This window comes from Paraburkholderia sp. GAS333 (assembly GCF_050435665.1).
Classification (GTDB): domain Bacteria; phylum Pseudomonadota; class Gammaproteobacteria; order Burkholderiales; family Burkholderiaceae; genus Paraburkholderia; species Paraburkholderia fungorum_A.
Genome location: NZ_JBNDKS010000002.1, coordinates 578,542 through 600,696 on the forward strand (window position 1 = coordinate 578,542; position 22,155 = coordinate 600,696).

Sequence of the window (22,155 nt, forward strand, 5' to 3'; positions counted from 1 at the left end):
ACGCACCGAGCGCACCGAGCGTCACAACCGTCGGGCAAAGGCCGCAAAACCGGGTCTGTTCGATCAATCGACGCGTGGGCGCGTCTGTTACGCTAACGTTTCACTTGCCGTGCCTTCGCTGCGCGGCCCACTTTTTTCACGCGCGAAAGTCCGCGCATGCCAGATCGAATAGTCCATGGTGACGCGTCGACCGAACATCGTGATTGCGATCAGTATCGTGCTAGCGGGCGCGATCCTCGCCATTGCCGTGTGGGTGCTGGCGCAAATGCGCGACGACGCATTGCGCCGCGCTCAGGACTCCGTCTTCAACGTGTCGCTGCTGATCGAGAAGGACGTCTCGCGCAATCTCGAGATCTTCGATCTGTCGTTGCGTGCGGTCATGGAAGGTCTGAAGCAGCCGGGCCTGATGGAGCTGAAGCCGGAAGTCCGTCAGATGGTGCTGTTCGACGGCTCGGCCGGCGCGCGGGACTTGGGGTCGCTCTTCGTGTTCGACGAGAACGGTAACGTTGTCTTCGACTCGCAAGCTTCTCCGCCGCGCAATTTCAATGTCGCCGATCGCGATTACTTCCAGGTGCAGCGCGATTCGCCGGACGTGGGCCTGTATATCAGCCATCCATTCATGCCGAAGGCGCGCAACAGGGAAATCAGCATCGCGTTGAGCCGGCGCATCTCGCGGCCGGACGGCAGCTTCGGCGGCGTGGTGGTCGGCACGATACGGCTGGCGTACTTTCACCATCTGTTCGACGGCATGAACCTCGGTCCCGGCGGATCGATGGCGTTGATGCTGCGCGACGGCACGATGCTGATGCGGCGTCCTTACGATCCGAAAGTTGTCGGCATCAGTCTGGCCGGCACCGCGAACTATTCGCGCTTCGTCAATCAGCCGAGCGGGGACTTCTTCGGCACGGCGTCGATTGACGGCGTGGAGCGCTGGTACGCATTCCGCCATATCGACATGTATCCGCTGATTCTCGATGTCGCGTTATCCACGCACGATATCTACGCCCAGTGGAGGCATCGCGCGTGGATCATCGGCTCGCTGATCGCCGCGCTCGACGCGACGATCATCGCGCTCGCGTTTCTGTTTTCGCAGCAGTTGCACCGCCGCCGCGCAGCCGAAGACGAACTGCGCGAACTGGCGCGCACCGACGGGCTGACCGGCCTGAATAATCGCCGCACCTTCGAAGAGCATCTGGAGGCGGAATGGCGGCGCGCGCAGCGCAGCGGGTGGCCGCTGTCGATGCTGCTGATCGACGTCGACAGTTTCAAGGGTTTCAACGATCTGTACGGCCACTCGGCAGGCGACGAAGCGTTGATCACGGTGGCGCGCAGCATTGCGCAGAGCGTGCGGCGTCCGGGCGATACCGCTGCGCGCTACGGCGGCGAAGAGTTCGCCGTGCTGTTGCCGGATACGGACGAAGCCGGGGCGGCGTGCATCGCCGAGCGGATTCGCGCTGTCGTGCAGGCGCGCGAGCTGCGTCATGTGGCGAGTTCGCATCACGTGCTGACGGTGAGCATTGGCGTGGCGACCGCGCAGGGTCAGGTAATCGCGACGAGCCGTGAGCTGGTCAATGCTGCTGACCGCGCTCTGTACGACGCCAAGGATGCGGGCCGTAATCGCGTGGTGCGTTATGGCCAGGCGGAAAATGCGTCGAATGCGGATGCCGGTCATTCGCCGGATACGCAACCTGATTCCGTGCCGGAAACGGCAATGCGAAGCGACACCTGAAGCGACCTGAATCGATCGATTGACTTCGCCATTCCGTTCGCGGCGCGCGCGAGCGGAGCGTCCAGCGAAAGGGCAAAAAATGCCCACGTTGGGGAACGTGAGCGAAAGTCGGAGAGGTTCAACAAGATTGCAAACAACGTCGCATACGCTTTTTATCGCGTGATGCAGCGGCGAGTCTAAGGTGCCTTCCGGCGCCGTAAATATCAGACAGATTCGAGTCGACGCGCACCTCACGCGATCCACGTCGATGCCCGGCATTCGCGCTCGACGCCTTACATCATCCTGTCCTCGTTATTCCCGCCATAGGTCGCTTCAGGTCCGCTGATCGCGGCCGTAAAGGAGTGGGGCGCGTAGCCACGTATCCGATAAATCGCGAAATGTTCGCGGTTGCGTGGCGGCCCGAGCGACCCGCCGTCGCGATTTGAAGGATGCCGAGATGAAGTGGTTCGACCGCATGACTGTATTCAGGAAACTGCTGCTGGCGTTCGCCGTGGTGATCGGCTTTTGCGTCGTGATCGGCGGGATGTCGCTGAGCAAGCTGTCGTCGATGCACGCGATTACCGACGCCATCTGCGACAAGCACATGGACGGTCTCTACTGGATGGAAGAGGCGAACCGCCACAAGATCGATTCGGATCTCGCCGCCGCGAATCTAGGCTATGCCACCGATGACGCCGGTCGTCAGAAGTTGAAGGACGGCATCGTCGGATCGTTGAAGGACATGCACGCCGCTTACGACTCATATCGCGCGTCAATCGCGACCGCCAAAGGCCGGGCGATGTTCGACGAGGTGATGAGCAAATCGGCCGTATGGGAGAGCATCGTGCATCAGCAGATCGGGCTGGAGCCGATTCCCGCCGGTGTCGATAACGCCGAGCTGGTGCGCCGCGCAATCGCGTCGAGCGAGGCATTGCGCGACCGCATCACCGCGTTGATCGACTATCGCCGTCAGCAAGCCAACGACGCGCAGCAGGAAGCGACCGCCGATTATCAGCACATGGTGATCGTGATGAGCGTGCTGGTGCTTGCGGCGATTCTCGCGGGCACGTTGCTCGCGGCGGTGATCGCGCGGCGTCTCGCGCGGCAGCTTGGCGGCGAACCGGGTTACGCGATGCATATCGCCAACCGTATCGCGGACGGCGACCTGAGCGTGCGCGTCGACACCCGCGCGGGCGACACCGACAGCATGCTGTTCGCGCTCTCCAACATGCGCGAGCGGCTGGCCGGGATCGTGTCGGGCATCAGCGAATCGAGCGAGTCGATCTTGCTGGCGTCGGGCGAGATCGCGCAGGGCAACACCGATCTGTCGCAACGCACCGAGGAACAGGCCGCCGCGTTGCAGCAGACCGCATCGAGCATGCAGGAACTGACGTCGACGGTGAAGATGAACGCCGAGAACGCGCAGCAGGCGGGCGGCGTTGCGCACGGCGCGTCGGAAGTGGCGGTGCGCGGCAGCGGCCTGGTCGGCGACGTGGTCGACACCATGCGCGAACTGGCGGCGGGCTCGAAGCGGATGACGGACATCATCGCGGTGATCGAAGGGATCGCGTTCCAGACCAACATTCTCGCGTTGAACGCGGCGGTTGAGGCGGCGCGCGCGGGCGAGCAGGGGCGCGGCTTTGCGGTGGTCGCGGGCGAAGTGCGTTCGCTCGCTCAGCGCAGCGCGGTGTCGGCGAAGGAAATCAAGGAGCTGATCGAAAGTTCGACTGCACGCGTGGGCAGCGGCGCCGAACTCGCCGAGCGGGCCGGTCAGACAATGGCCGAAGTCACGCATGCAGTGAAGCGCGTGACGGACATCATGGGCGAGATTTCGTCGGCGTCGCACGAACAGAGCACCGGCATCGAGGAGGTGAACCGCGCGGTCGCGCAGATGGACGACGTGACCCAGCAGAACGCGGCGCTGGTCGAGCAGGCGGCGGCTGCCGCGGCGTCGATGGCGGATCAGGCGAGACAGTTGCAGGCGGCGGTGACGGTGTTTTCGCTGGAGCCGAAGCGCGGGTGAAGGTCGTCAGCGCGTGGAAGCGGCGCCCCCTCGTTTTGCCGCGCTTGCCACGCCCCATGGCACTCCGTACACTCGCGCCTAATTCCTGAGCAGCGGTTTTTTCGCCGCCGTTCAGCACAAAACACGCCGAATAGAGGAGAACCCCCGCCATGGCCGATTCGTACTTCCCACGCTGGCGCCGCCAGCCTGCCGCTGCCGAGGGCAGCATCGTCGGCACCGACGAGCGCCTCGCCTGGCCGCAAATGTTCGCCATGGGCATCCAGCACGTCGTCGCGATGTTCGGTTCGACCGTGCTCGCGCCGTTGCTGATGGGCTTCGATCCGAACCTGTGTATTTTCATGTCCGGTATCGGCACGCTGCTGTTCTTCGTGCTGGTCGGCGGACGGGTGCCGAGCTATCTCGGTTCGAGCTTCGCGTTCATCGGTCTGGTGATCGCGGTGACGGGCTACGGCGGCCACGGTCCGAATCTGAACATTCCGGTGGCGCTGGGCGGGATCATCGTGTGCGGCGTCGTGTACGCGATCATCGGGCTGATCGTGTCGGCGGTCGGTACGCGCTGGATCGAAACGCTGATGCCGCCGGTCGTCACCGGCGCGATCGTCTGCGTGATCGGCCTGAATCTCGCGCCGATCGCAGTGCATGGCGTGAGCGGCAGCAACTTCGATTCGTGGATGGCGCTGGTCACCGTGCTGTGCGTGAGCGCGGTCGCGGTGTTCGCGCGCGGCATGATGCAGCGTCTGCTGATCCTGATCGGCCTGCTGATGGCGTATGTGATTTACGCGATCGTCACGAACGGACTTGGCATGGGCAATCCGATCGATTTCGCGATCGTCGCCAACGCTGCGTGGTTCGGCTTGCCGCACTTCACATCACCGGTGTTCGACCCGAAGGCGATGGCCTTGCTCGCGCCGATCGCGGTCATCCTCGTCGCGGAAAATCTCGGCCACATCAAGGCGGTGAGCGCGATGACCGGCCAGAACCTGGACCGCTACGTCGGCCGCGCGTTTCTCGGCGACGGCCTCGCGACCATCGTTTCCGGCTTTGCGGGCGGCACGGGCGTGACGACGTACGCAGAAAATATCGGCGTGATGGCCGTGACCAAGATCTACTCGACGCTGGTGTTCGTGATTGCCGCGGTGATCGCATTGGTGCTCGGCTTCTCGCCGAAATTCGGCGCGGTGATCCAGACGATTCCGGGTCCGGTGCTGGGCGGTGTGTCGATTGTGGTGTTCGGCCTGATCGCGGTGACGGGCGCGCGTATCTGGGTCGTCAACAAAGTCGACTTCTCGGACAACCGCAATCTGATCGTCGCCGCCGTGACGCTGGTGCTGGGCGCAGGCGACTTTTCGCTGAAGCTCGGCGGCTTTGGTCTGGGCGGCATCGGCACCGCGACGTTTGGCGCGATCATCCTCTACGCGCTGTTGAGAAAACGCTCGGCGCAAGGGCCGGTGGCCTGATTTTTTGCCCTCGCAATAAGCGGGGGCAGTGGGTGGCGGCTAGTGGTTCCTTTCCCGTTGCCGGGGCCAGGGAAACGGAAGCCGCCACCCGTACCGCAAAAAGCGTTACTTCCTCCGCGCCGTCAGCGCCGTCTCCGACAAATCCACTTCGCGCATCAGCTTGTTCAACGTCTCATCGTTGATGTCCTGGCTATTGCGCAGCGCCAGCAACGCCTTGCGCTCGGCACGCATCGCCGCCAGCTTCATCCTGAACTCGAGCGCGTCGGCGCGGCGTGCCATTTCTCTCGGCTCTTTTTCTTCGTCGAGCGTGGCGAGGCGCCGCCGGTAGAGGTCCATCACGCGCGCGGTGACATCCGCCGCATACGCCGACTCCGATTCATCCAGATTCGCGCATTCGGTATCGTGCACTTCGTCGACTGCGCGAATCGCGGCTTGCGCGGCGGCCGTGCGCGCGAGCGCTTCCTCGGCGGCGTGCGGGTCCTTGCCCCGCCGCCAGCCGTTCAACAACACCGGCAACGCGCCGACCGCCACCAGCAGCGACAGCAGAATCACGCCCGATGCGATGAAAATCGCCAGATCGCGACCAGGCAGCGGCGTGCCGTTCGGCAGCAGCTCCGGCAGCGACAGCACGCCCGCGAGCGTCACCGCGCCGCGCACCCCGGCCACCGTCGTGACCGACACCATCCTCAAGCCGGGGACCGCGTTCGACACCCCTTGTTTCGCCGCGCCACGGCTCGCGAAATAGCGCAGCAGCCAGACCCACACGAAGCGCATCGCGTAAAGCGCGAGCGCCACCGCCGCGATGTAGCCGATCAGCAGACCGACTTGCGCGTTACTGGTTTCGTGCGCGTCGAGCAGCGCGCGGCCCAGAATGTGCGGAAACTGCAGCCCCAGCAGAATGAACACCATCCCGTTGAAGACGAACTCGATCATCGTCCACGTGCTGCTTGCACGAACTCGCGACGACACCGGGCCTTCGGTCACGACGCTCGTGTAGTTCATCGTCATGCCCGCAGCAACGGCGGACAGAATGCCCGACAGCCCGAGGCGTTCCGCGATCAGATACGCGGCGAACGGAATCAGCAGCGTCATCACGACGCCGGGTGCGGGATCGCCCTCTTCGGTGAGACTGAAAAAATGCGCCGACACGAAGCTGAACAGCCAGCTTACCGCCGCGCCCACGGCCAGCCCGCCCACCGCGATGACCACGAAACTGATCGACGCGTCGCGCAGCGAAAACACGCCGGTCATCGCGGCGGCGATGGCGAACTTCAGCGCGACGAGACCCGACGCGTCGTTCATCAACGCTTCGCCTTCGAGGATGTGCATCAGCCGCCCAGGAATGCGGTCCTTGCCGACGATGCCCGACAGCGCCACGGCATCGGTCGGCGACAACACCGCCGCGAGCGCGAATGCGACCGGCAGCGAAATGGCCGGCACCAGTGCATGCACGAAGTAGCCGACCACCAGCACCGTCATGAACACCAAGCCGAGCGCGAGCATCAGGATCGCGCGGCGTGCCATGAAGAATTCGCGCTTGGGAATGCGCCAGCCATCCGCGAACAGCAATGGCGGAATGAACAGCAACATGAAGATTTCGGGATTGAAGCTGACGTGCAGGTCGAGCCTCGGCCACGCGAGCAATGCGCCGATGGCGATTTGCACGAGCGGCAGCGGCAGCTTGAACGGCAACGAGCGCGTCAGGACGCCGGAGCCCGCGACGGCGAGCAGAAGAATCAATACGGTAAAGACTATTTCCATCGGTCTATTTCTACGGATATAACGAATGTTTCCTCGGAGATTTTCGACGATGCCGCCGCGTAGCGTTCACGAGGGGCAAGGCCGCAGTTTAGCCCGAGCACGAGAAAGGCTATTGTCAGCCGCGCATTGCGCGCTCGAGGTTGGCGGCGAAGGCCGGCAGCAAAGCGCTTCAGAACGCGTCAAATCGGGCAACTGAAAGCCCGCGCACCGCAACGGTGCGCGCTACGCCCACGCTCGGCGCACGAACCTTTCCGCCGGTGCAATCTTCGGTCGAAACTGATTTGGAATGTGCGTCAGCGTGCGCATGGAGCTTGCTTAAGCAGTAACGATGACGCACATTTGAGAAACGGTGCCGAGGTTGTTCGCCTCCGCGTTCGGACCGGGCCGGCTCTTGCGTGAGAGGACTGCATGACGATTGCGCAACAGGATAGAACGGCCAGCGTGCCGCATGGTTTCGATGTCGAAGTGACGTCGGGGCTTCAACGTTTTTCAGCGCAGCACGGCGAGCTGACGCTGTCGAGCGTGTTTCAGCCGATTTTCAGCCTGTCGCATATGCGGGCGGTCGGCTACGAAGGTTTGCTGCGCGCGCACGACTCGCTCGACCGCCCCGTGTCTCCGCTCGACGTGTTCGGCGAGGCCGCGCGTGTCGGCGACGTGCTGCAGGTGGACCGGCTTGCGCAGACACTGCATCTGGAAAACTTCAAGGTGCTCGGTGCCGAGCGTGAGTGGCTGTTTCTGAACGTGCATCCGGGCGCGCTCACCGATCCGTATCTGTCCGCCGCGTTGCTGGCGACGCTGCGGCGGCTCGATTTGCCGCCGCGCCGGATCGTGCTCGAAGTGCTGGAACAACGTGCCGAAGACCTGGAGCGTCTCGCCGATGCGGTGCGTCAGTTCCGCGAGCGCGGCTTCCTGATCGCGCTCGACGATTTCGGCGCGGGGCATTCGAACGTCGAACGGATCTGGCAGCTGAATCCCGACATCGTCAAACTCGACCGTGTGATGCTGTCGCACGCTGCGCATCGTGCGGATATGGCGACGATCCTGCCGGGCCTCGTTGCGTTGCTGCACGAGGCGGGCAAGCTGGTGTTGATCGAAGGCGTGGAAACGGAGCACGAAGCGCAGATGGCGCTCGCGTGCAACGCCGACTTCGTGCAGGGCTTTTTCTTCGGCAGACCGAACCCCGGTGCCGCCGATGCCGTGCACGCGACTGCCTGCATCAGCGAACTCACCGAGCGTTATCGTGATCTGGCCGAAGCGCGCGAGCGGCGCAGCGCGAGTCGTCTGGCGCCGTATTTGCGGGCCTTCGAGCGCGCGGCCGAGCGGCTTGCCGCAGGCGAGCCGCTCGAAGAAGTGTGCTGGAATTTTCTCGCGCTCGATCACGCGGCGCGCTGTTTTCTGCTCGATGCGAAGGGCAAGCAGGCGGGCCGCAACGTCGTGTTGCGAGCCGACCGGGCCGCGCACGAAACGCGCTTTTTGCCGCTCGCCGATGCACAAGGCGCGAACTGGCTGCGTCGGCCGTATTTCCGCGATGCGATCAATGCGCCGGAACGTGTGCATGTGACGCGGCCTTATCTGTCGATCAACGAGGCGTTGCCGTGCGTGACGTTGTCGGTGGCGACGCGGGTCGGCGATCAGACTTGCGTGCTGTGCGGCGACATCGACTGGATGGATGAAGAGCGGTTCTGAGATGATGTCGTTTTTAACGACCGTCTGCCGCGCTCATGTCCATCCTGCTTGAAGTCATTGCCACGACCGTTGCCGATGCGCGCCTCGCCGCGCGAGCCGGCGCTGACCGGATCGAACTCGTTACCGCGATGGGCGAGGGCGGTCTGACGCCGAGCGTCGGCCTGATCGAAGCGGTGGTCGCGGCCGTCGAGATACCGGTGAATGTGATCGTGCGGCCGCATAGCCGCTCGTTCACTTACGACGCCGACGACTACGCCGTCATGCTGCGCGACGTTCGGGCCGTGAAAGCGGCGGGTGCGAACGGTATCGTGATCGGCATGTTGAATGGCGATGGCGAGATTGACCGTGAAGGACTCGAACGTGCGATCGATGCCGCCGACGGACTCGCCATCACCTTCCATCGTGCATTCGATGAAACGCGTCATCTTCAAAAAGCGCTGGACGTGTTGCTTGGTTTCGACGCGGTGACGAATGTGCTGACGTCGGGCGGACAAGCTTCGGTGCTGAACGCCGAGGACACGATTCGCGAATTGGTGCAGCAGGCTCGCGGGTCGCATTGCACGGTGCTCGCCGGTGCGGGTTTGACTATCGATGCAATCGAGGGCTTCGTGACGCGAACGAAAGTCGACGCGGTGCATTTCGGTTCGGGTGTTCGCGTGGGAGGGAGCGGGCTTGCGGCGGTGGATATTGCGAAAGTCGCACAGGTGCGGACGTTTTTGAATAACGCAATCGAATAGCTAACTTGCCGTGCAACGTGCAACGCGTAACTAAAAAGCCGCTTCGAATAAATTCGAAGCGGCTTTTTTTCACAGCTGGCAATGCACGTCACCCGCAAGTCACTTACTTCGCTACAACCACCGGAATCCCCCGCAACTGCCCAGCGCCCTTCATCTCCTCCAGCGACTTCCTGACGGACTCGCCCGTCGCTGCGTCGATCAGCAAGCGTGCCGCCAGTTCACGCTCGCCGCGCTTCACACCCGCCAGATTCGCCAGCTTCACATGACCGTAACCGCGTACACGCGCATGCAGATCGGCAAGCTTCGCCACGTCTTCCAGGTTATTCGCGTCGAGCTTCGCGAGCGCACGCTGCAGCGTGGTTTCGTAATCGCCGGCGAGTTCGCGCTCCATCTTGCGCTCCAGTGTGCGGCCAAACGGATCGAGCACCGTGCCGCGCAGACCGCGCCATTTCGCCAGCATGCCGAGCACCGGCCACATCCATTGACCGAAGGTTTTCTTGACCGGATTGACGCCGGGTTGCGCGCGGCTCAGCGCAGGCGGCGCGAGGTTGAATTTGATGCCGAAGTCCTTGCCCGCGACACCTTCGAATTGCGCTTCGAGTGCTTCACGGAAGGCCGCATCCGTATGCAGACGCGCGACTTCGTATTCGTCCTTCACCGCAAGCAGCCGATAAAACGTCGTAGCCACCGCGCGCGTCACGCGTTCGCTTTGAGCATCGACTGAATGTTCAGCGCGGCGCGCCGCATCGACCAGCGCGCGATAACGCTTCACATACGCAGCGCCGCCGTAAATTTGCAGACGCCCTTCGCGATGCGCGATCAGTTCATCGAGCGTATCGACGCGAGTGCCGGGCTTGGCAAGATGCCGCGCCTGCCACAGCGATTCGAGCGCAGCCGGATCGTGCGCCGCCATCCGGCCGATCGAAAACGCCAGTTGGTTCATCGTCACCGCGACGTTGTTCAATTCGATCGCGCGCATCATCGCCGCGAACGAAACCGGGACGAGCCCGAGTTGCCACGCGTAGCCGAGCATCAGAATATTCGCGCCGATCGTATCGCCGAGAAAACGGGTGGCGAGTGCCTGAGCGTCGCAAGTAGACATACGCTCCGGTCCCGCAGCGTGACGCATCTTGTCGATCAACGCGCCGGCGTGCAGCGTCGCGTCCGGGTTCGTCACGAAGGTTGCGTTCGGAATCGCGTGCGTGTTGACGACGATTCGCGTGCGGCCGTGACGCACCGTTTGCAACGCATCGGCGCTGGCGCCGACCACCATGTCGCAGGCGAGCAGCACGTCGGCCTGTTGCGTGTCGATGCGCACCTGGTTCAGCCATTCGTCGCGCGCGGCGAAGCGCACGAACGACAACACCGAGCCGCCTTTTTGCGCGAAGCCCATGAAGTCGAGCACCGACGCGCTCTTGCCTTCCAGATGCGCAGCCATGCTGATCAACGCGCCGACTGTCACCACGCCCGTGCCGCCGACGCCCGTCACCAGGATGTCGTACGGTGCGGCGTCCAGATGCGTCGCGGGAATCGGCAATGCTTCGACGTGGGCGGCGAGCGCTTGCGGATCGAACGCGACACCTGCGGCTTTTTTCAGCTTGCCGCCTTCGACGGTGACGAAGCTCGGGCAGAAGCCGTTCACGCACGAGTAGTCTTTGTTGCACGACGACTGATCGATCCTGCGCTTGCGACCCAATGCCGTTTCAACCGGTTCCACCGACAGACAATTCGACTGCACGCCGCAATCGCCGCATCCTTCGCATACCTCTTCATTGATAACGAGACGTTTGTCGGGATCGGGAAACTCGCCTTTTTTCCGGCGACGACGTTTTTCCGCCGCGCACGTCTGGTCGTAAATCAGCACGGTGACGCCGTCGGTGTCGCGCAATTCGCGCTGCACGGCATCCATTTCGCTGCGGTGATGGAACGTGGTGCCCTTCGGAAACTGATCGTGATGGCCGTCGTATTTTTCCGGTTCATCGCTGACCACGACGAAGCGCGATACGCCTTCCGCTTCCACCTGACGTGCGATCTGCGGCACCGAGATGCTGCCGTCCACCGGCTGGCCGCCGGTCATCGCGACCGCATCGTTATAGAGAATCTTGTAGGTGATGGTCGCTTTCGCGGCGACCGCCTGACGGATCGCGAGAATGCCCGAGTGAAAGTAGGTGCCGTCGCCGAGATTCTGGAATACGTGACGCGTTTTCGTGAACATCGAATGCGATGCCCAGTCCACGCCTTCGCCGCCCATCTGAATCAGGCCAGTGGTGTCGCGTTCCATCCACGAGGCCATGAAGTGGCAGCCGATGCCTGCCTGCGCGATCGAACCGTCGGGTACTTTCGTCGACGTATTGTGCGGACACCCCGAGCAGAAATACGGCGTACGTTTCACGCTATCCGCTTCGTTCGACAGAATTTGCGGTGCGACCAGATCGACCACGCGCTCGCGCCGGTCGAGTGCGGGTTTGTGCCTGGCGAGCCACGTCGCGAACACCGGCAGAATGCGCGACGGCCGCAATTCGCCGAGCGACGACAGCAGCATCGTGCCGTCCTCTGCATTCTTGCCGACGACAACCGGCCGCGTGCCTTGCGTGCGGTTGTACAGATAGTCCTTGATCTGCTGCTCGATGACCGGACCTTTTTCCTCGATCACCAGCACCTCGGACAAGCCGGAAACGAACGCATCGATCCGAGTCATTTCGAGCGGAAACGACAGGCCGACTTTATAGATGCGCACACCGGCGGCATCCAGATCGGCGACGGTCAGATCGAGCCGGCGCAGCGTCTCCATCAAATCCAGATGCGCCTTGCCGCACGTGACGATCCCCACGTTTGCATGCGGACTCGGCGCGATCCATTTGTCGATGCTGTTCACGCGTGCAAAGTGCCGTACGGCGTCGAGTTTCGCGTGCATCCGCGATTCGATGGTGAGACTCGGCAGATCGGGCCAGCGGTTGTGCAAGCCACCGGCTGGCGCGGCGAAATCGTGCGGCGCGGCCCATTCGGTTTGCAGCGCGTCGAGATCGACGGTCGAGCCTGATTCGACCGTTTCGGAAATTGCCTTGTAGCCGACCCACGCGCCCGAGAAGCGCGACAACTCCCAGCCATACAGGCCGAATTCGAGCATGTCCGCGATATTCGACGGATTCACCACCGGCATGTGCCACGCCATCATCGCGAAGTCGCTTTGATGCGGCATCGACGACGACACACAGCCATGGTCGTCGCCCGCCACGACCAGCACGCCCCCATGCGGCGACGAGCCGTACGCGTTGCCGTGCTTCAGCGCATCGCCCGCGCGATCCACGCCCGGGCCTTTGCCGTACCACATCGCGAACACGCCTTCGACGGTGCGCTCCGGGTCCGATTCCACCCGCTGCGTACCGAGTACGGCGGTGCCGCCGAGTTCTTCGTTGATCGCGGGCAGGAAGCGGATTTCACTCGCGGTGAGCAGTTTCTTCGCTTTCCACAACTGCTGATCGACCATGCCGAGCGGCGAGCCCCGATAGCCGCTGATAAACCCGGCGGTGTTCATCCCGCGTGCCTTGTCGAGTGCGCGCTGCATCAACGCGAGACGTACCAGCGCCTGCGTGCCGGTCAGGAAGATGCGGCCGCGCGCGGCGGTGAGGTTGTCGGACAGCTTGTAATCGGCCAGTGCGGGCGTGCCGTCGATGGGCAGGCGAGCGGTCATGGGTGAGTCTCCGTTGTTATGGCATCCGCAGCGCAGGTTGGGGACCACGCGGTGACGCTGCGGAAGAGACTCTATTTTTTAGCGCCGATTAGAGTGATTTATTCCTACTTTGATGGACGGCAAGCGAATACGCGCGAAGAGCCGCGCGTTTTAATGAAGTTTTGAGGTGGATTTTCCATACGGCGGCGGGCTTCGGGTATGCCCTGGGAGCCTGCATACCATTGCGCGCGACTTCGGAAAACGCGATTTATCGCGCTGCCGTTTGTGTCTCGACGTCCGCTGCAAGAGGTGCTGCATCGAGCGGCAGGATCTCGTCGAAATGTGCGTAATCGATATGGCTCACGCCGTCGCGCTCGCTCATGATGTCAGCGAAACGGTGATGCCAGTAAATCTGCTCGCACGCCCACAAGTGGCGAGCCTGCATGGTTTGCGACGTCGATTCGTCGACCCCTTCGAGCGTGAGCAGCAGCGTCGTATCGCGCGCTTTCAGCGTCTCGGCGTTTTCGCCGAACAGCGGACTGTTTTCGTCGATCACATGCATCACCAGCCAGCCGAGTTTGAACACCGGATGCTGATCGCGCACGAGCGTCAGGTCGTAGAGCTTGCGCATCGGGAAGCCTTCAATGGAGGTTTCCTGACGCATGATCCGCAGCCTCGCGCGCGCTTCGGCGATCACGTTCTGACGCGCGTTGGCGGCGCGCACCATCAGCGTCGTGCGGCCGTCGAGCGGCCGCACGACCGCATAGCGGGCAAACACGATCTTCGCGTGCGGCCGCGAAAAGCGCGCGAAAATCAGCCCGGTCGCCAACGCAATGCCCGACATGCCGACGAAGATTTCCAGCGTGGCGATCCAGTGCGCGTAGATGGTCGCCGGATGCATGTCGCCATAACCGACGGTCGCCAGCGTCTCGACGCTGAAGAAGAAGGCGCCGCCGAAGCCTTTCGGAAACTGATTCGCGATTGATCCGTCGCCGAGCATGTAAAGCGTGGCGAAGGCAGTGTTGAGCAGCAGGAACAGCACCGCGAGCGACACGAAAAATATCGGCCAGCGAACCACCAGCGCGCGGTGATAAAGGTCCTGCCACAGTGGCGTCGGCATGCCGTGTTCGATGACCGTGCGATCGTCCAGACGCAATTCGCGGCTGCCGCGTGCGCGACGCTTTTGCGCGTCGGTGCCCGCGCCGGTGCCCGCTTCGGCGTCGTCGGTTGCGAATCCGGAAGGACGGTCTTGTGGTTCAGTGGCCATCGCGTGCTCGTGGAAAAGAAAACGCGCAAAGCGTAGCACGCCGGTTTGCGCGTGGAAGCGGATTTTCGGCTGGCTCAGGCGTGAAAAATGAGCGGTGAAAACGGCATCTGTGGAGCGCCGGTTGCGGCCTGATTCGCGTCTGTACAGTGAGTCGAAAACATTGGACGCACAGCAGGCGGCGAGTAAGTATCCCCGCAGCCAGGCGAACCGAACGAAGCCGATACCCAGTCGTTATGGAAACGCTCGCGGCTTCGGAATGCCCGCGCCATGTTCGATATCGACGACCGCCTGCTGGTGCGCCGCCGCTACAGCTTCGGCTTCGTCGCCATAGCCGCTGTCGCCGCCAATCGTCGTCCACGATTTGACGGCTTTCTCGCGATGACGGATTTCGTATTCCGCGTCCCAGCGCGCGCCGTTCAGTTCGATGGGGCGGACGTGTATCGAGTACACGCCGTAGAGGAAGAGTTGTTCAGCCATGATTGCCTCCGGCCGATGTGTGCAAGGCGGCGCCGCGCGGCAAACGCAGCGCCTATGCGTCTACAGTTCGATTTCTCCGAGGATACGGTGCGCGAGCGCCTTGGCTTCTTCCAGCGCTTCTTCCGGTGTCGACGAGGTGGCGTCTACTTCGTATTGCGTAGTTTCCTGATCGGAGCCTGAGTCGCCGTCGTCGCGCGAGAGGGTAACCACGCCCTGCCAGCTATCCGCGCCGACCTGTCTGATCGACGCGGTGGCCGTGTAGATGCCTTTGGTATAGGTGATGTCGTCCATAACGTCGCTCCGTCTTCCAAAGGTTTCGGTTTTTCATCCTAGCACGATGATGGAGCTTCGTTTTCCCGCCATGCGAGTGCGGGCGGCGCTCCTGTCGCATGACAATGCGCGCCGCACATGGCACCCGAATTACAGCAGCGCGACCACTTCGTCGAGCGACGGCGCATGCGCGCCCGAATGGCGGCAAGCCGCAGCTCCTGCCGCCAGCGCGAAGCCGAGATGCTCGGCCCAGCCGCGTTGCGGCGCAGTCATCAAGCTGAACAGCAAGCCGCCGATCGACGCGTCGCCCGCACCGACGGTGTCGACTACCTCGACGCGCGGCGGACGCGCTTCGATCACCGCCGCACCGTCGATCAGCATCGCCGATTCCGGTCCGCGCGTGACCATCACGATCGCGGACGGGTTCATTGCGCGCAATTGGGCGAGCGCGGCGGATTCGTCGTCGGTCTTGAACAGCAGGCGCAAGTCTTCGTCGGATACCTTGATCAGATCGGCCAGCGCGGCCATTTTGCGCAGCGTCGGCTCGTACCCGTGTTCCATCAGATTGCGATAGTTCGGATCGAAGCTTATCTTCACACCACGCGAACGCAACTCGGCGGCCAACGCAGCCAACGTATCGCCGAGCGGCTGACGCACGAGGCTGATGCAGCCGAAGTGCGCCCACTTCACATGCGACATCCAGCCGGCCGGCAGCTTCGCGGGATCGAACGCGAGGTCGGCGCCGTTTTCGCCCATGAAGAAGTAAGCGGGCGGATGCGTCTGATGAACGATCGCCAGCAGCGGCGGACGCTCGACCCGCTGCAAAAAGCGCATGTCGAGACCGGCGGCGACGCTCGCGTTCCACAAGTCGTCGGAGAAATTGTCGACGCCGAGCGAGCCCGCGCTCGCGGTCGGCAAGCCGAGGCGCGCGACGCAGCGCGCGACGTTCCAGCCCGCACCGCCCGGGTGAGACAGCCATTGCGACGCGCCGGTCCGGACGAGATCGGTGAGGATGTCGCCCGCCGAAACGAAGAGGGGAAATTCTGGGGTCGCGCTCATTGTGCTTTCTCCACGGACTCAGAAGAAGTGGCCGCGCCGTCGGGCAACGCGTGAGCGAGCACTTCGTAGCACGCGCCCATCGTGTGATAGTCGGTCTTGCCGGCCGGGCTCTTTTCGTCGCTGTACTTGCGGTTGTCGCAAGTGAGGATGCGATACCACGCGCCGTACTGGTGATCGACGAAATGCGTCCAGCTATAGCGCCAGATCTCGTCGTACCAGTCCCAGAAACGCTCATTGCCGGTGCGCTTGCCGAGCAGCGCGGCGGTCGCGAAAGTCTCGGCCTGGACCCAGAAATACTTGTCGTGATCGCAGACGGTGCCGTCCGGGCCGAAGCCGTAATAGAGGCCGCCGTGGTTTTCGTCCCACGCGTGCGTCATCGCGGCGTCGAACAGTTCGATCGCGCGCGGCAACAGCCACGGCAGCGGCCGGAAGCGTTCGAGAATCAGCAGCAGCTTCGCCCATTCCGTCTGATGTCCCGGCTGGAAACCCCACGGGCGGAAGATGTTCGAGCTGTCTTCTTCGTTGTAATGCCAGTCGACCGACCAGTCCGCGTGAAAGTGCTCCCACACCAGACCCTGCGACAGCTTCGCCTGACGCAGCGTGATGTTCGACGCGACCCGCTCGGCGCGGTCCAGATAAACGAGATGACCGGTCGCTTCGTGCGCGGCCAGCAGCGCCTCGGTGGTGTGCATGTTCGCGTTTTGCCCGCGATACGAACTGACCCGCCATTCGGGCGATGCTTCGTCGGCATAGAGACCGGCGGCGGCGTCCCAGAAGCGGTGTTCCATCAGCTCGAAGGTCGCGCCGATCATCGGCTTCGCTTCTTCGATGCCGGCCATCGCCGCATGCGAATACGCGAGCAGCACGAACGCGAGGCCATAGCAATGACGCGTGGCGTCGAGCGTGCGCTTATGGCCGTCGCGCCATTCGAGTTCCCAGTCGTAGCCTTCGTGCTGCGCGTCCCAATGCGCGTCGCGCAGAAAGCGCAAACCGTGACGCGCGTATTCGAGGTGCTTCGGGTCGCCGAACTGGCGATACGCCATCGCGTAATTGAACACGTAGCGGCAGCTGCTCACCAGGTGGCGCGTGGTTCTGTCGTAGATCGAACCGTCGTCGCGGAAGAAATGGTAGAAGCCGCCGCTCGGGTCGAACACGTTCGGCGCGTAGAAATTCAGCGTGTCCTCGACATGCGAGAGCAGAAAGTCGCGGCTGCGGAAACTCTCGACAGGCGGCACCGTAGCGGCGTTGTTAGCAGGATGAAGCGGATCGGATTGCGTCATGGCGTTTTCACCAGCGTACTGGCGCGGGCAATGAGTTGAACGGGCAAGCGGACTTCCAGCTCGGCGGGCGCTTCTTCAAGCAGTAGTTCGACGCCGCGCCGGCCGAGCGCTTCCTTGTCGACGGAGAGCGTCGAAAGCGGCGGTGTGGCATGCGCGGCGGCAGGGATATCGTCGAAACCGATGATCGCGATGTCTTCGGGTACGCGCAAGCCGCGCGCGTGGCAAACGCGCAGCGCGGCGAGCGCGGCGGCGTCGTTGTAGGCAAATACGGCGTCGGGGCGCGGGCCGGGTGCATCGAGCAGCCGATGCATCGCGCGCGCCGCGCCGGTGTCGGGGTCGAGGCCTGCGTCGATCGTCAGTTCCAGCGACGGGTCGAACAGCAGCCCCGCTTCGAAAAACGCCTTACGGTAGCCGAGCGCGCGCTGCGCGATGCTGAAGTGCGCGAGCGACCCGCCGATAAACGCAATGCGCTTGCGTCCCTGTTCGAACAGGTGCCGCATGGCCAGCATCGCACCCGCGACATTGTCGAGATTCACCGAGCGCAGGCCGGGCGCCCACAGGTCGATCAGCACCAGCGGGCGCTGCATGGCGACCAGCGTGGTCAGCGTTTCCGGTTCGACGAAACCGGCGATGGCGACCGCGTCCGGCGCGTGCAGGCGCATCTGCTGGATCACGTCTTCGGTTGGGCCGGCGGTCAGCACCGACGGCACGATACCGCGCTCGCGGCAGGCGTCTTCCACGCCGTGCAGCACATGCGAAAAGAACGGGCTGGCCGCGAAGTTATTGTGCTGACGATGCAGCAGGAAGGTCAGTCGACGGATGCGCGGGCGCAATTGCGCCGCGTCGTAACCGAGTTGGCGCGCGGTTTCGACGACGCGCTCGCGGGTGGCTTCGGAGAGCCCGGGCTGATTCTTCAAGGCCCGGGAGACGGTGCCGATCGACACGCTGGCCGCTCGGGCGACATCGCGGATGGTTGTGGCCATCGAATGAAGCGGCACGCCAAGGTGCGGCCGCGGGGTGTTTGGGTTCGGGCGATTGTATAGTAAAACGCTGCTAAAACTGCCCGCCAAAGGTGCCGACGACACCCGGAAATACCCGTAGATGTTGACGCTGGCTCGGAATATACTGTTTAGTAAAACAAGCTAAACACGTTGCTCGCGTGACCGAAGCGTGGCCTCGATCCTGGCCTTGCCCAATCAGGCATCCAGCGGCGCAGCTTCACGCTGTCCCTTCAACAACACCGCGCTTTCGTCGGCGTCGATCAGCACGAAACCGCTGCTCTCGTGTTTGGCGCGCCGCTTCGCCACCGCGGCGATCGACGCGATCTGTTCGCTGTTGTATGGCGTCACGTCGCTTGCCGGTTCGACGCGCACGCAGCCAATCGCCATCGTCACGAAGCCGAAGAAGGTCGGATTGCCGCGCCGGTCTTCTCCGTGGATGCCGCCGGCAAGCCGGTCCGCCGGCGCGTAAAAGCGCTGCGCGCCTTCGTTGAACAGATGGATCGCGCGCAACACGCGCTCGCGCCAGTCGTCGCTCTGGAACAGGATCAGGAAGTCGTCGCCGCCTACGTGTCCGAGGAAGTCGCGGGTCGGCTCGCACACGTCGGCGAGCACGGCGGCGGCGAGTTTCAGCACTTCATCGCCTTGCCAGTAGCCGTATTGGTCGTTGAACGGCTTGAAGTGATTCAGATCCACGTAGCACGCATGGAAACCGGCCTGGTTGTCCAGTAGCCGCGCAATGTGCGAACTGATCGGGATATTGCCCGGCAGAAAGGTCAGCGGATTCGCGTAGCGCGCCGCTTCGAGACGGACTTCGGTGACCGCGCGCACCAGGCTTTCGCCCGTGCCGAGGCCCGCGTATTTGCCGTTCTCGGTAATCACGAAGCCGTCCGCGAGATAGCGCTGATCGTCGCTGGCGAGAAGCCGCGCCATCTGCTCGACCGTCATCGATTTCTCGATCAGGACCGGCGACGCATTCGCAAACTGCATGCACGGCTTCTTGCCGAACAGCTCGCGGTGATACGGCAGCGCATAGCGGTCCATGAAACTGCGCCGGTTGATCAGCGCGACCGGTTCGTCGCTTTCGATTACCGCCACCGCGTGCAGTTCGGGCAGGCGATTGAACAGGTCGAGCACGTTGTTATTGGTCGCGTGACGCGGCAGCGCGGGCGCGTGGACCAGCATCCTCTCCGACGCCATGCCGCCCGACGGCGACGCGCTGCTGACCGCGCGCGTGGTCTCCGGGAACACGGCGATGTGCCCGGCGCGCATCGCGTCGCGGGCCGCTTCGCTCACCTTGAGCGCAGGTTGCGCGTGCGGACGGCCGAAGAAAAAGCCTTGCCCGTAGCCGATCCCCATGTCGCGCACCACGATCAGATCCGCTTCGTTCTCGATGCCCTCGGCCACCAGCTGCGCGCCGCTCGCTTTCGCGAAGTGCTGCATCGCGCGGACGGCCTCGAACTTGAGCGGATCGCTGGCGATGTCGTGAATGAAGAAGCGGTCGATTTTCACGACGTCCGGTTGCAGCCGTACCCACAGATTCATGCTGGCGTTCGCGGTGCCGTAGTCGTCGAGCGCGAATTGCGCGCCGGTATCGCGCAACGCCGCGACGACCGGCGCGAAGTCGGCCATGTCGGGAATCGCACTTTGCTCGGTCAACTCGATCACGATCCGCTGCGGATCGATGCCGCAATCGCGCAGCAGCGCCAGTGTGTCTTCACGTGCGGCGGCCAGCTGGCGGATCGCGCCCGCGCTGAAATTGAGGAACAGCTTGCCGACGATATCGAGTTTCGCGAACGTTTCGATGCAGGTGCGCGCGGCGGCGCGCTCCAGTTCGATCGCGCAACCTTCGGCCAGCGCCTGCGAAAACAGCGCGAACGGCGCTTCGAGCGGTGTGCCCGCCGGGCCGCGAATCAAGCCTTCGTAGCCGAGGATCGCCCCGTCTTCGAACTCCACGATCGGCTGGAACACGGCGGACAGCTCACGCTGGGCGATCAACTCCTCGATGCGCGGCGCAGCGGATCGGGAGGGCGAACGAGGTTGCATGGCAGGAGGGCGTAGCGATCGATCTACGGCTTATCGGCGATTCCGGTTTCGAAGTTAAGTGAATTTTTAATGAAATTAAGCACTGATGTGGTGCTTCGGAGCATTTCTGAGATGCGATCGGCGGCCGATTGAGAAACGTCTTATGCCATCAGGCTGAGGCGACAGCGCGGGCGTTTGGGCGTGAAATAACAAAAAAGCCGCACAAGGCGGCTTTCTTCACATGACGCTCAGGGAGGGCGCTTATGAACGTTCTGTTTGCATTGCGCGCGTATTTACCGACGCGCGACGGCGGCAGCAGCCCGCTCGCGCGAGGCGGGGTGAGTCTCGCCGCTGATATCGCGCGCGCCCCAGCGCTGCGCGAGCGCGGCGCACACCATCAGCTGGATCTGGTGGAACAGCATCAGCGGCAACACGACGGCGCCCACCGCGTGCGAGGCGAAGATGACCTTGGCCATCGGCACGCCGGCCGCGAGGCTCTTCTTCGAGCCGCAGAAAATGATGGTGATCTGATCGGCGCGGTTGAAGCCGAGCCGCTTGCTGACGAAGATCGTCAGACCCAGCGCCAGCGCGAGCAGCACGGCGCACACCACCAGCAGGCCGCCGAGCGCGGACAGCGGAATCTGATGCCACAAGCCTTCGTTCACCGCCTCGCTGAACGCGCCGTACACCACCAGCAGGATCGAACCCTGGTCGACGAACTTCAGCACGCCGCGATTGCGCTCGATCCACTTGCCGATCAGCGGACGCAGCAGTTGACCGGCGACGAAAGGCACCAGCAGTTGCAGCACGATGTTGCCCACCGTATGCCACGGCGAAGCGCCGCCGCCGGCAGCCTGATTGGTAACGACGACGCTGACGAGCGCGGGAGTGATGAAGATGCCGAGCAGGCTGGACGCGGACGCGCTACATACCGCCGCCGGCACGTTGCCTTTGGCGATGGAAGTAAACGCGATAGACGACTGGACAGTCGACGGCAGCGTGCAGAGGAAGAGGACCCCCGCATAGAGCGCCGGCGTGACAAGTGGCGAAAGGATCGGTTTAAGCGCGAAGCCGAGCAGCGGAAAGAGCGCGAACGTGCTGAGAAGTACGACCAGATGGAGCCGCCAGTGCGTCGCGCCCGCAACGATCGCTTCGCGTGAGAGCTTGGCACCGTGCAGAAAGAACAGCAGGCCGACCGCCACGTTCGTCACCCAGTTGAAGCCGATGGCGGCCTGCCCGTGAACCGGCAGCAGGCTGGCGAGGATCACGGTGCCAACCAGGCACAGCGTGAAGTTATCGGGAAGCAGTTTCGGGCGAGCCATGTCGGAATCTCGATTCGGTGATGCGCACTGGCGCGGAAGGGGCGCGTAACAGCGCCACCTTAGGCTATGGGAAACGGCTATTGTTGTTGAAAATCGATTGAAAAAGCAAATTCATTTGCCGAATCGATTAATGAATGTTGTGCATTAAGAATGTTGTGTTAGCAGGACTTGATGGAATGCTTCGGGCCGTCTTTCAGTATTGGTCAGTGTGTCGGATTGGTCCATCCTGTTTTGATAATCGGAAGCAAAAGTGGCGGCTGGAAGAAGCGCCGATTCGTCATACGCGAGAGCGATTCGCAGGGTGCCGAAAAGCCCTGCCGCCAAGCTGTTCCGATGCGTTCGCGCAAGTGCTGTGTCGCACAAAAACGTCGCAGTAACAAGGTGTTACATCCAGGGAGGAGGCCTAACACTTTTT

Annotated in this window: 15 protein-coding genes; 5 read left to right on the top strand and 10 right to left on the bottom strand. The window is 63.1% G+C overall.

The genetic code is table 11. From position 1 onward, the window contains the following. Nucleotides 1–175 precede the first annotated feature (175 nt). The 3 genes from ABH945_RS11805 to ABH945_RS11815 all read left to right on the top strand — a co-directional run bounded on the left by ABH945_RS11805 (nucleotide 176) and on the right by ABH945_RS11815 (nucleotide 5,188). The gene (locus tag ABH945_RS11805) at nucleotides 176–1,729 is read left to right on the top strand and encodes a sensor domain-containing diguanylate cyclase (protein ID WP_429250635.1); all 1,554 of its coding nucleotides are present in this window, start codon (nucleotides 176–178) and stop codon (nucleotides 1,727–1,729) included. Nucleotides 1,730–2,165: 436 nt separating this feature from the next. Then, the gene (locus tag ABH945_RS11810) at nucleotides 2,166–3,731 is read left to right on the top strand and encodes a methyl-accepting chemotaxis protein (RefSeq protein WP_429250636.1); all 1,566 of its coding nucleotides are present in this window, start codon (nucleotides 2,166–2,168) and stop codon (nucleotides 3,729–3,731) included. 149 nt (nucleotides 3,732–3,880) lie between these two features. After that, nucleotides 3,881–5,188 (top strand): solute carrier family 23 protein, encoded by a 1,308-nt coding sequence (locus ABH945_RS11815; protein WP_429250637.1) that lies wholly within the window; start codon nucleotides 3,881–3,883, stop codon nucleotides 5,186–5,188. 105 nt (nucleotides 5,189–5,293) lie between these two features. Here ABH945_RS11815 and ABH945_RS11820 read toward each other — a convergent pair whose 3' ends face one another. Next, a complete protein-coding gene (locus ABH945_RS11820) occupies nucleotides 5,294–6,949 on the bottom strand; it encodes a Na+/H+ antiporter (protein ID WP_074762788.1) in 1,656 nt (551 codons plus the stop codon). 408 nt (nucleotides 6,950–7,357) lie between these two features. Here ABH945_RS11820 and ABH945_RS11825 point away from each other — a divergent pair, with 408 nt between their 5' ends. Together ABH945_RS11825 and ABH945_RS11830 are read left to right on the top strand one after the other, a co-directional pair. Further along, complete coding sequence (locus tag ABH945_RS11825) at nucleotides 7,358–8,635, top strand: EAL domain-containing protein (protein WP_074762789.1); 1,278 nt, start codon at nucleotides 7,358–7,360, stop codon at nucleotides 8,633–8,635. 35 nt (nucleotides 8,636–8,670) lie between these two features. Then, nucleotides 8,671–9,372: a copper homeostasis protein CutC gene (locus ABH945_RS11830; protein ID WP_429250638.1), complete on the top strand. Its 702-nt coding sequence runs from the start codon at nucleotides 8,671–8,673 to the stop codon at nucleotides 9,370–9,372. A 103-nt stretch (nucleotides 9,373–9,475) separates the two neighbouring features. Here the strand turns inward: ABH945_RS11830 and ABH945_RS11835 are convergent, their stop codons facing one another. The 9 genes from ABH945_RS11835 to ABH945_RS11875 all read right to left on the bottom strand — a co-directional run bounded on the left by ABH945_RS11835 (nucleotide 9,476) and on the right by ABH945_RS11875 (nucleotide 21,740). After that, on the bottom strand, nucleotides 9,476–13,063 hold the full coding sequence (locus ABH945_RS11835) for an indolepyruvate ferredoxin oxidoreductase family protein (RefSeq protein ID WP_429250639.1): 3,588 nt from the start codon (nucleotides 13,061–13,063) through the stop codon (nucleotides 9,476–9,478). Between the two features lie 247 nt (nucleotides 13,064–13,310). Continuing rightward, the gene (locus ABH945_RS11840) at nucleotides 13,311–14,309 is read right to left on the bottom strand and encodes an ion channel (protein ID WP_429250640.1); all 999 of its coding nucleotides are present in this window, start codon (nucleotides 14,307–14,309) and stop codon (nucleotides 13,311–13,313) included. Nucleotides 14,310–14,540: 231 nt separating this feature from the next. Then, nucleotides 14,541–14,786, bottom strand: coding sequence for a hypothetical protein (locus ABH945_RS11845; protein ID WP_429250641.1), 246 nt, complete (start codon nucleotides 14,784–14,786; stop codon nucleotides 14,541–14,543). A gap of 60 nt (nucleotides 14,787–14,846) precedes the next feature. Then, on the bottom strand, nucleotides 14,847–15,077 hold the full coding sequence (locus ABH945_RS11850; protein ID WP_429250642.1) for a hypothetical protein: 231 nt from the start codon (nucleotides 15,075–15,077) through the stop codon (nucleotides 14,847–14,849). A 129-nt stretch (nucleotides 15,078–15,206) separates the two neighbouring features. Beyond that, on the bottom strand, nucleotides 15,207–16,115 hold the full coding sequence (locus ABH945_RS11855; protein ID WP_429250643.1) for a carbohydrate kinase family protein: 909 nt from the start codon (nucleotides 16,113–16,115) through the stop codon (nucleotides 15,207–15,209). Beyond that, on the bottom strand, nucleotides 16,112–17,395 hold the full coding sequence (locus ABH945_RS11860) for an AGE family epimerase/isomerase (protein ID WP_429250644.1): 1,284 nt from the start codon (nucleotides 17,393–17,395) through the stop codon (nucleotides 16,112–16,114). The genes ABH945_RS11855 and ABH945_RS11860 overlap by 4 nt, the downstream gene beginning before the upstream one ends. After that, nucleotides 17,392–18,378 carry a LacI family DNA-binding transcriptional regulator gene (locus ABH945_RS11865; RefSeq protein ID WP_074762797.1) on the bottom strand — a complete coding sequence of 329 codons (987 nt, stop codon included), beginning with the start codon at nucleotides 18,376–18,378 and terminating at the stop codon, nucleotides 17,392–17,394. Before ABH945_RS11865 ends, ABH945_RS11860 begins: the two co-directional genes overlap by 4 nt. 213 nt (nucleotides 18,379–18,591) lie before the next feature. Next, nucleotides 18,592–20,439 (bottom strand): EAL domain-containing protein, encoded by a 1,848-nt coding sequence (locus ABH945_RS11870; RefSeq protein WP_429250645.1) that lies wholly within the window; start codon nucleotides 20,437–20,439, stop codon nucleotides 18,592–18,594. Nucleotides 20,440–20,711: 272 nt separating this feature from the next. Next, nucleotides 20,712–21,740 (bottom strand): bile acid:sodium symporter family protein, encoded by a 1,029-nt coding sequence (locus ABH945_RS11875; protein WP_074762799.1) that lies wholly within the window; start codon nucleotides 21,738–21,740, stop codon nucleotides 20,712–20,714. Nucleotides 21,741–22,155: the final 415 nt, after the last annotated feature.

Coding starts and splice junctions, on each gene's coding strand:
- ABH945_RS11805 (WP_429250635.1), top strand. CDS start 176: ATGGTGACGCGTCGACCGAACATCGTGATTGCGATCAGTATCGTGCTA.
- ABH945_RS11810 (WP_429250636.1), top strand. CDS start 2,166: ATGAAGTGGTTCGACCGCATGACTGTATTCAGGAAACTGCTGCTGGCG.
- ABH945_RS11815 (WP_429250637.1), top strand. CDS start 3,881: ATGGCCGATTCGTACTTCCCACGCTGGCGCCGCCAGCCTGCCGCTGCC.
- ABH945_RS11820 (WP_074762788.1), bottom strand. CDS start 6,949: ATGGAAATAGTCTTTACCGTATTGATTCTTCTGCTCGCCGTCGCGGGC.
- ABH945_RS11825 (WP_074762789.1), top strand. CDS start 7,358: ATGACGATTGCGCAACAGGATAGAACGGCCAGCGTGCCGCATGGTTTC.
- ABH945_RS11830 (WP_429250638.1), top strand. CDS start 8,671: ATGTCCATCCTGCTTGAAGTCATTGCCACGACCGTTGCCGATGCGCGC.
- ABH945_RS11835 (WP_429250639.1), bottom strand. CDS start 13,063: ATGACCGCTCGCCTGCCCATCGACGGCACGCCCGCACTGGCCGATTAC.
- ABH945_RS11840 (WP_429250640.1), bottom strand. CDS start 14,309: ATGGCCACTGAACCACAAGACCGTCCTTCCGGATTCGCAACCGACGAC.
- ABH945_RS11845 (WP_429250641.1), bottom strand. CDS start 14,786: ATGGCTGAACAACTCTTCCTCTACGGCGTGTACTCGATACACGTCCGC.
- ABH945_RS11850 (WP_429250642.1), bottom strand. CDS start 15,077: ATGGACGACATCACCTATACCAAAGGCATCTACACGGCCACCGCGTCG.
- ABH945_RS11855 (WP_429250643.1), bottom strand. CDS start 16,115: ATGAGCGCGACCCCAGAATTTCCCCTCTTCGTTTCGGCGGGCGACATC.
- ABH945_RS11860 (WP_429250644.1), bottom strand. CDS start 17,395: ATGACGCAATCCGATCCGCTTCATCCTGCTAACAACGCCGCTACGGTG.
- ABH945_RS11865 (WP_074762797.1), bottom strand. CDS start 18,378: ATGGCCACAACCATCCGCGATGTCGCCCGAGCGGCCAGCGTGTCGATC.
- ABH945_RS11870 (WP_429250645.1), bottom strand. CDS start 20,439: ATGCAACCTCGTTCGCCCTCCCGATCCGCTGCGCCGCGCATCGAGGAG.
- ABH945_RS11875 (WP_074762799.1), bottom strand. CDS start 21,740: ATGGCTCGCCCGAAACTGCTTCCCGATAACTTCACGCTGTGCCTGGTT.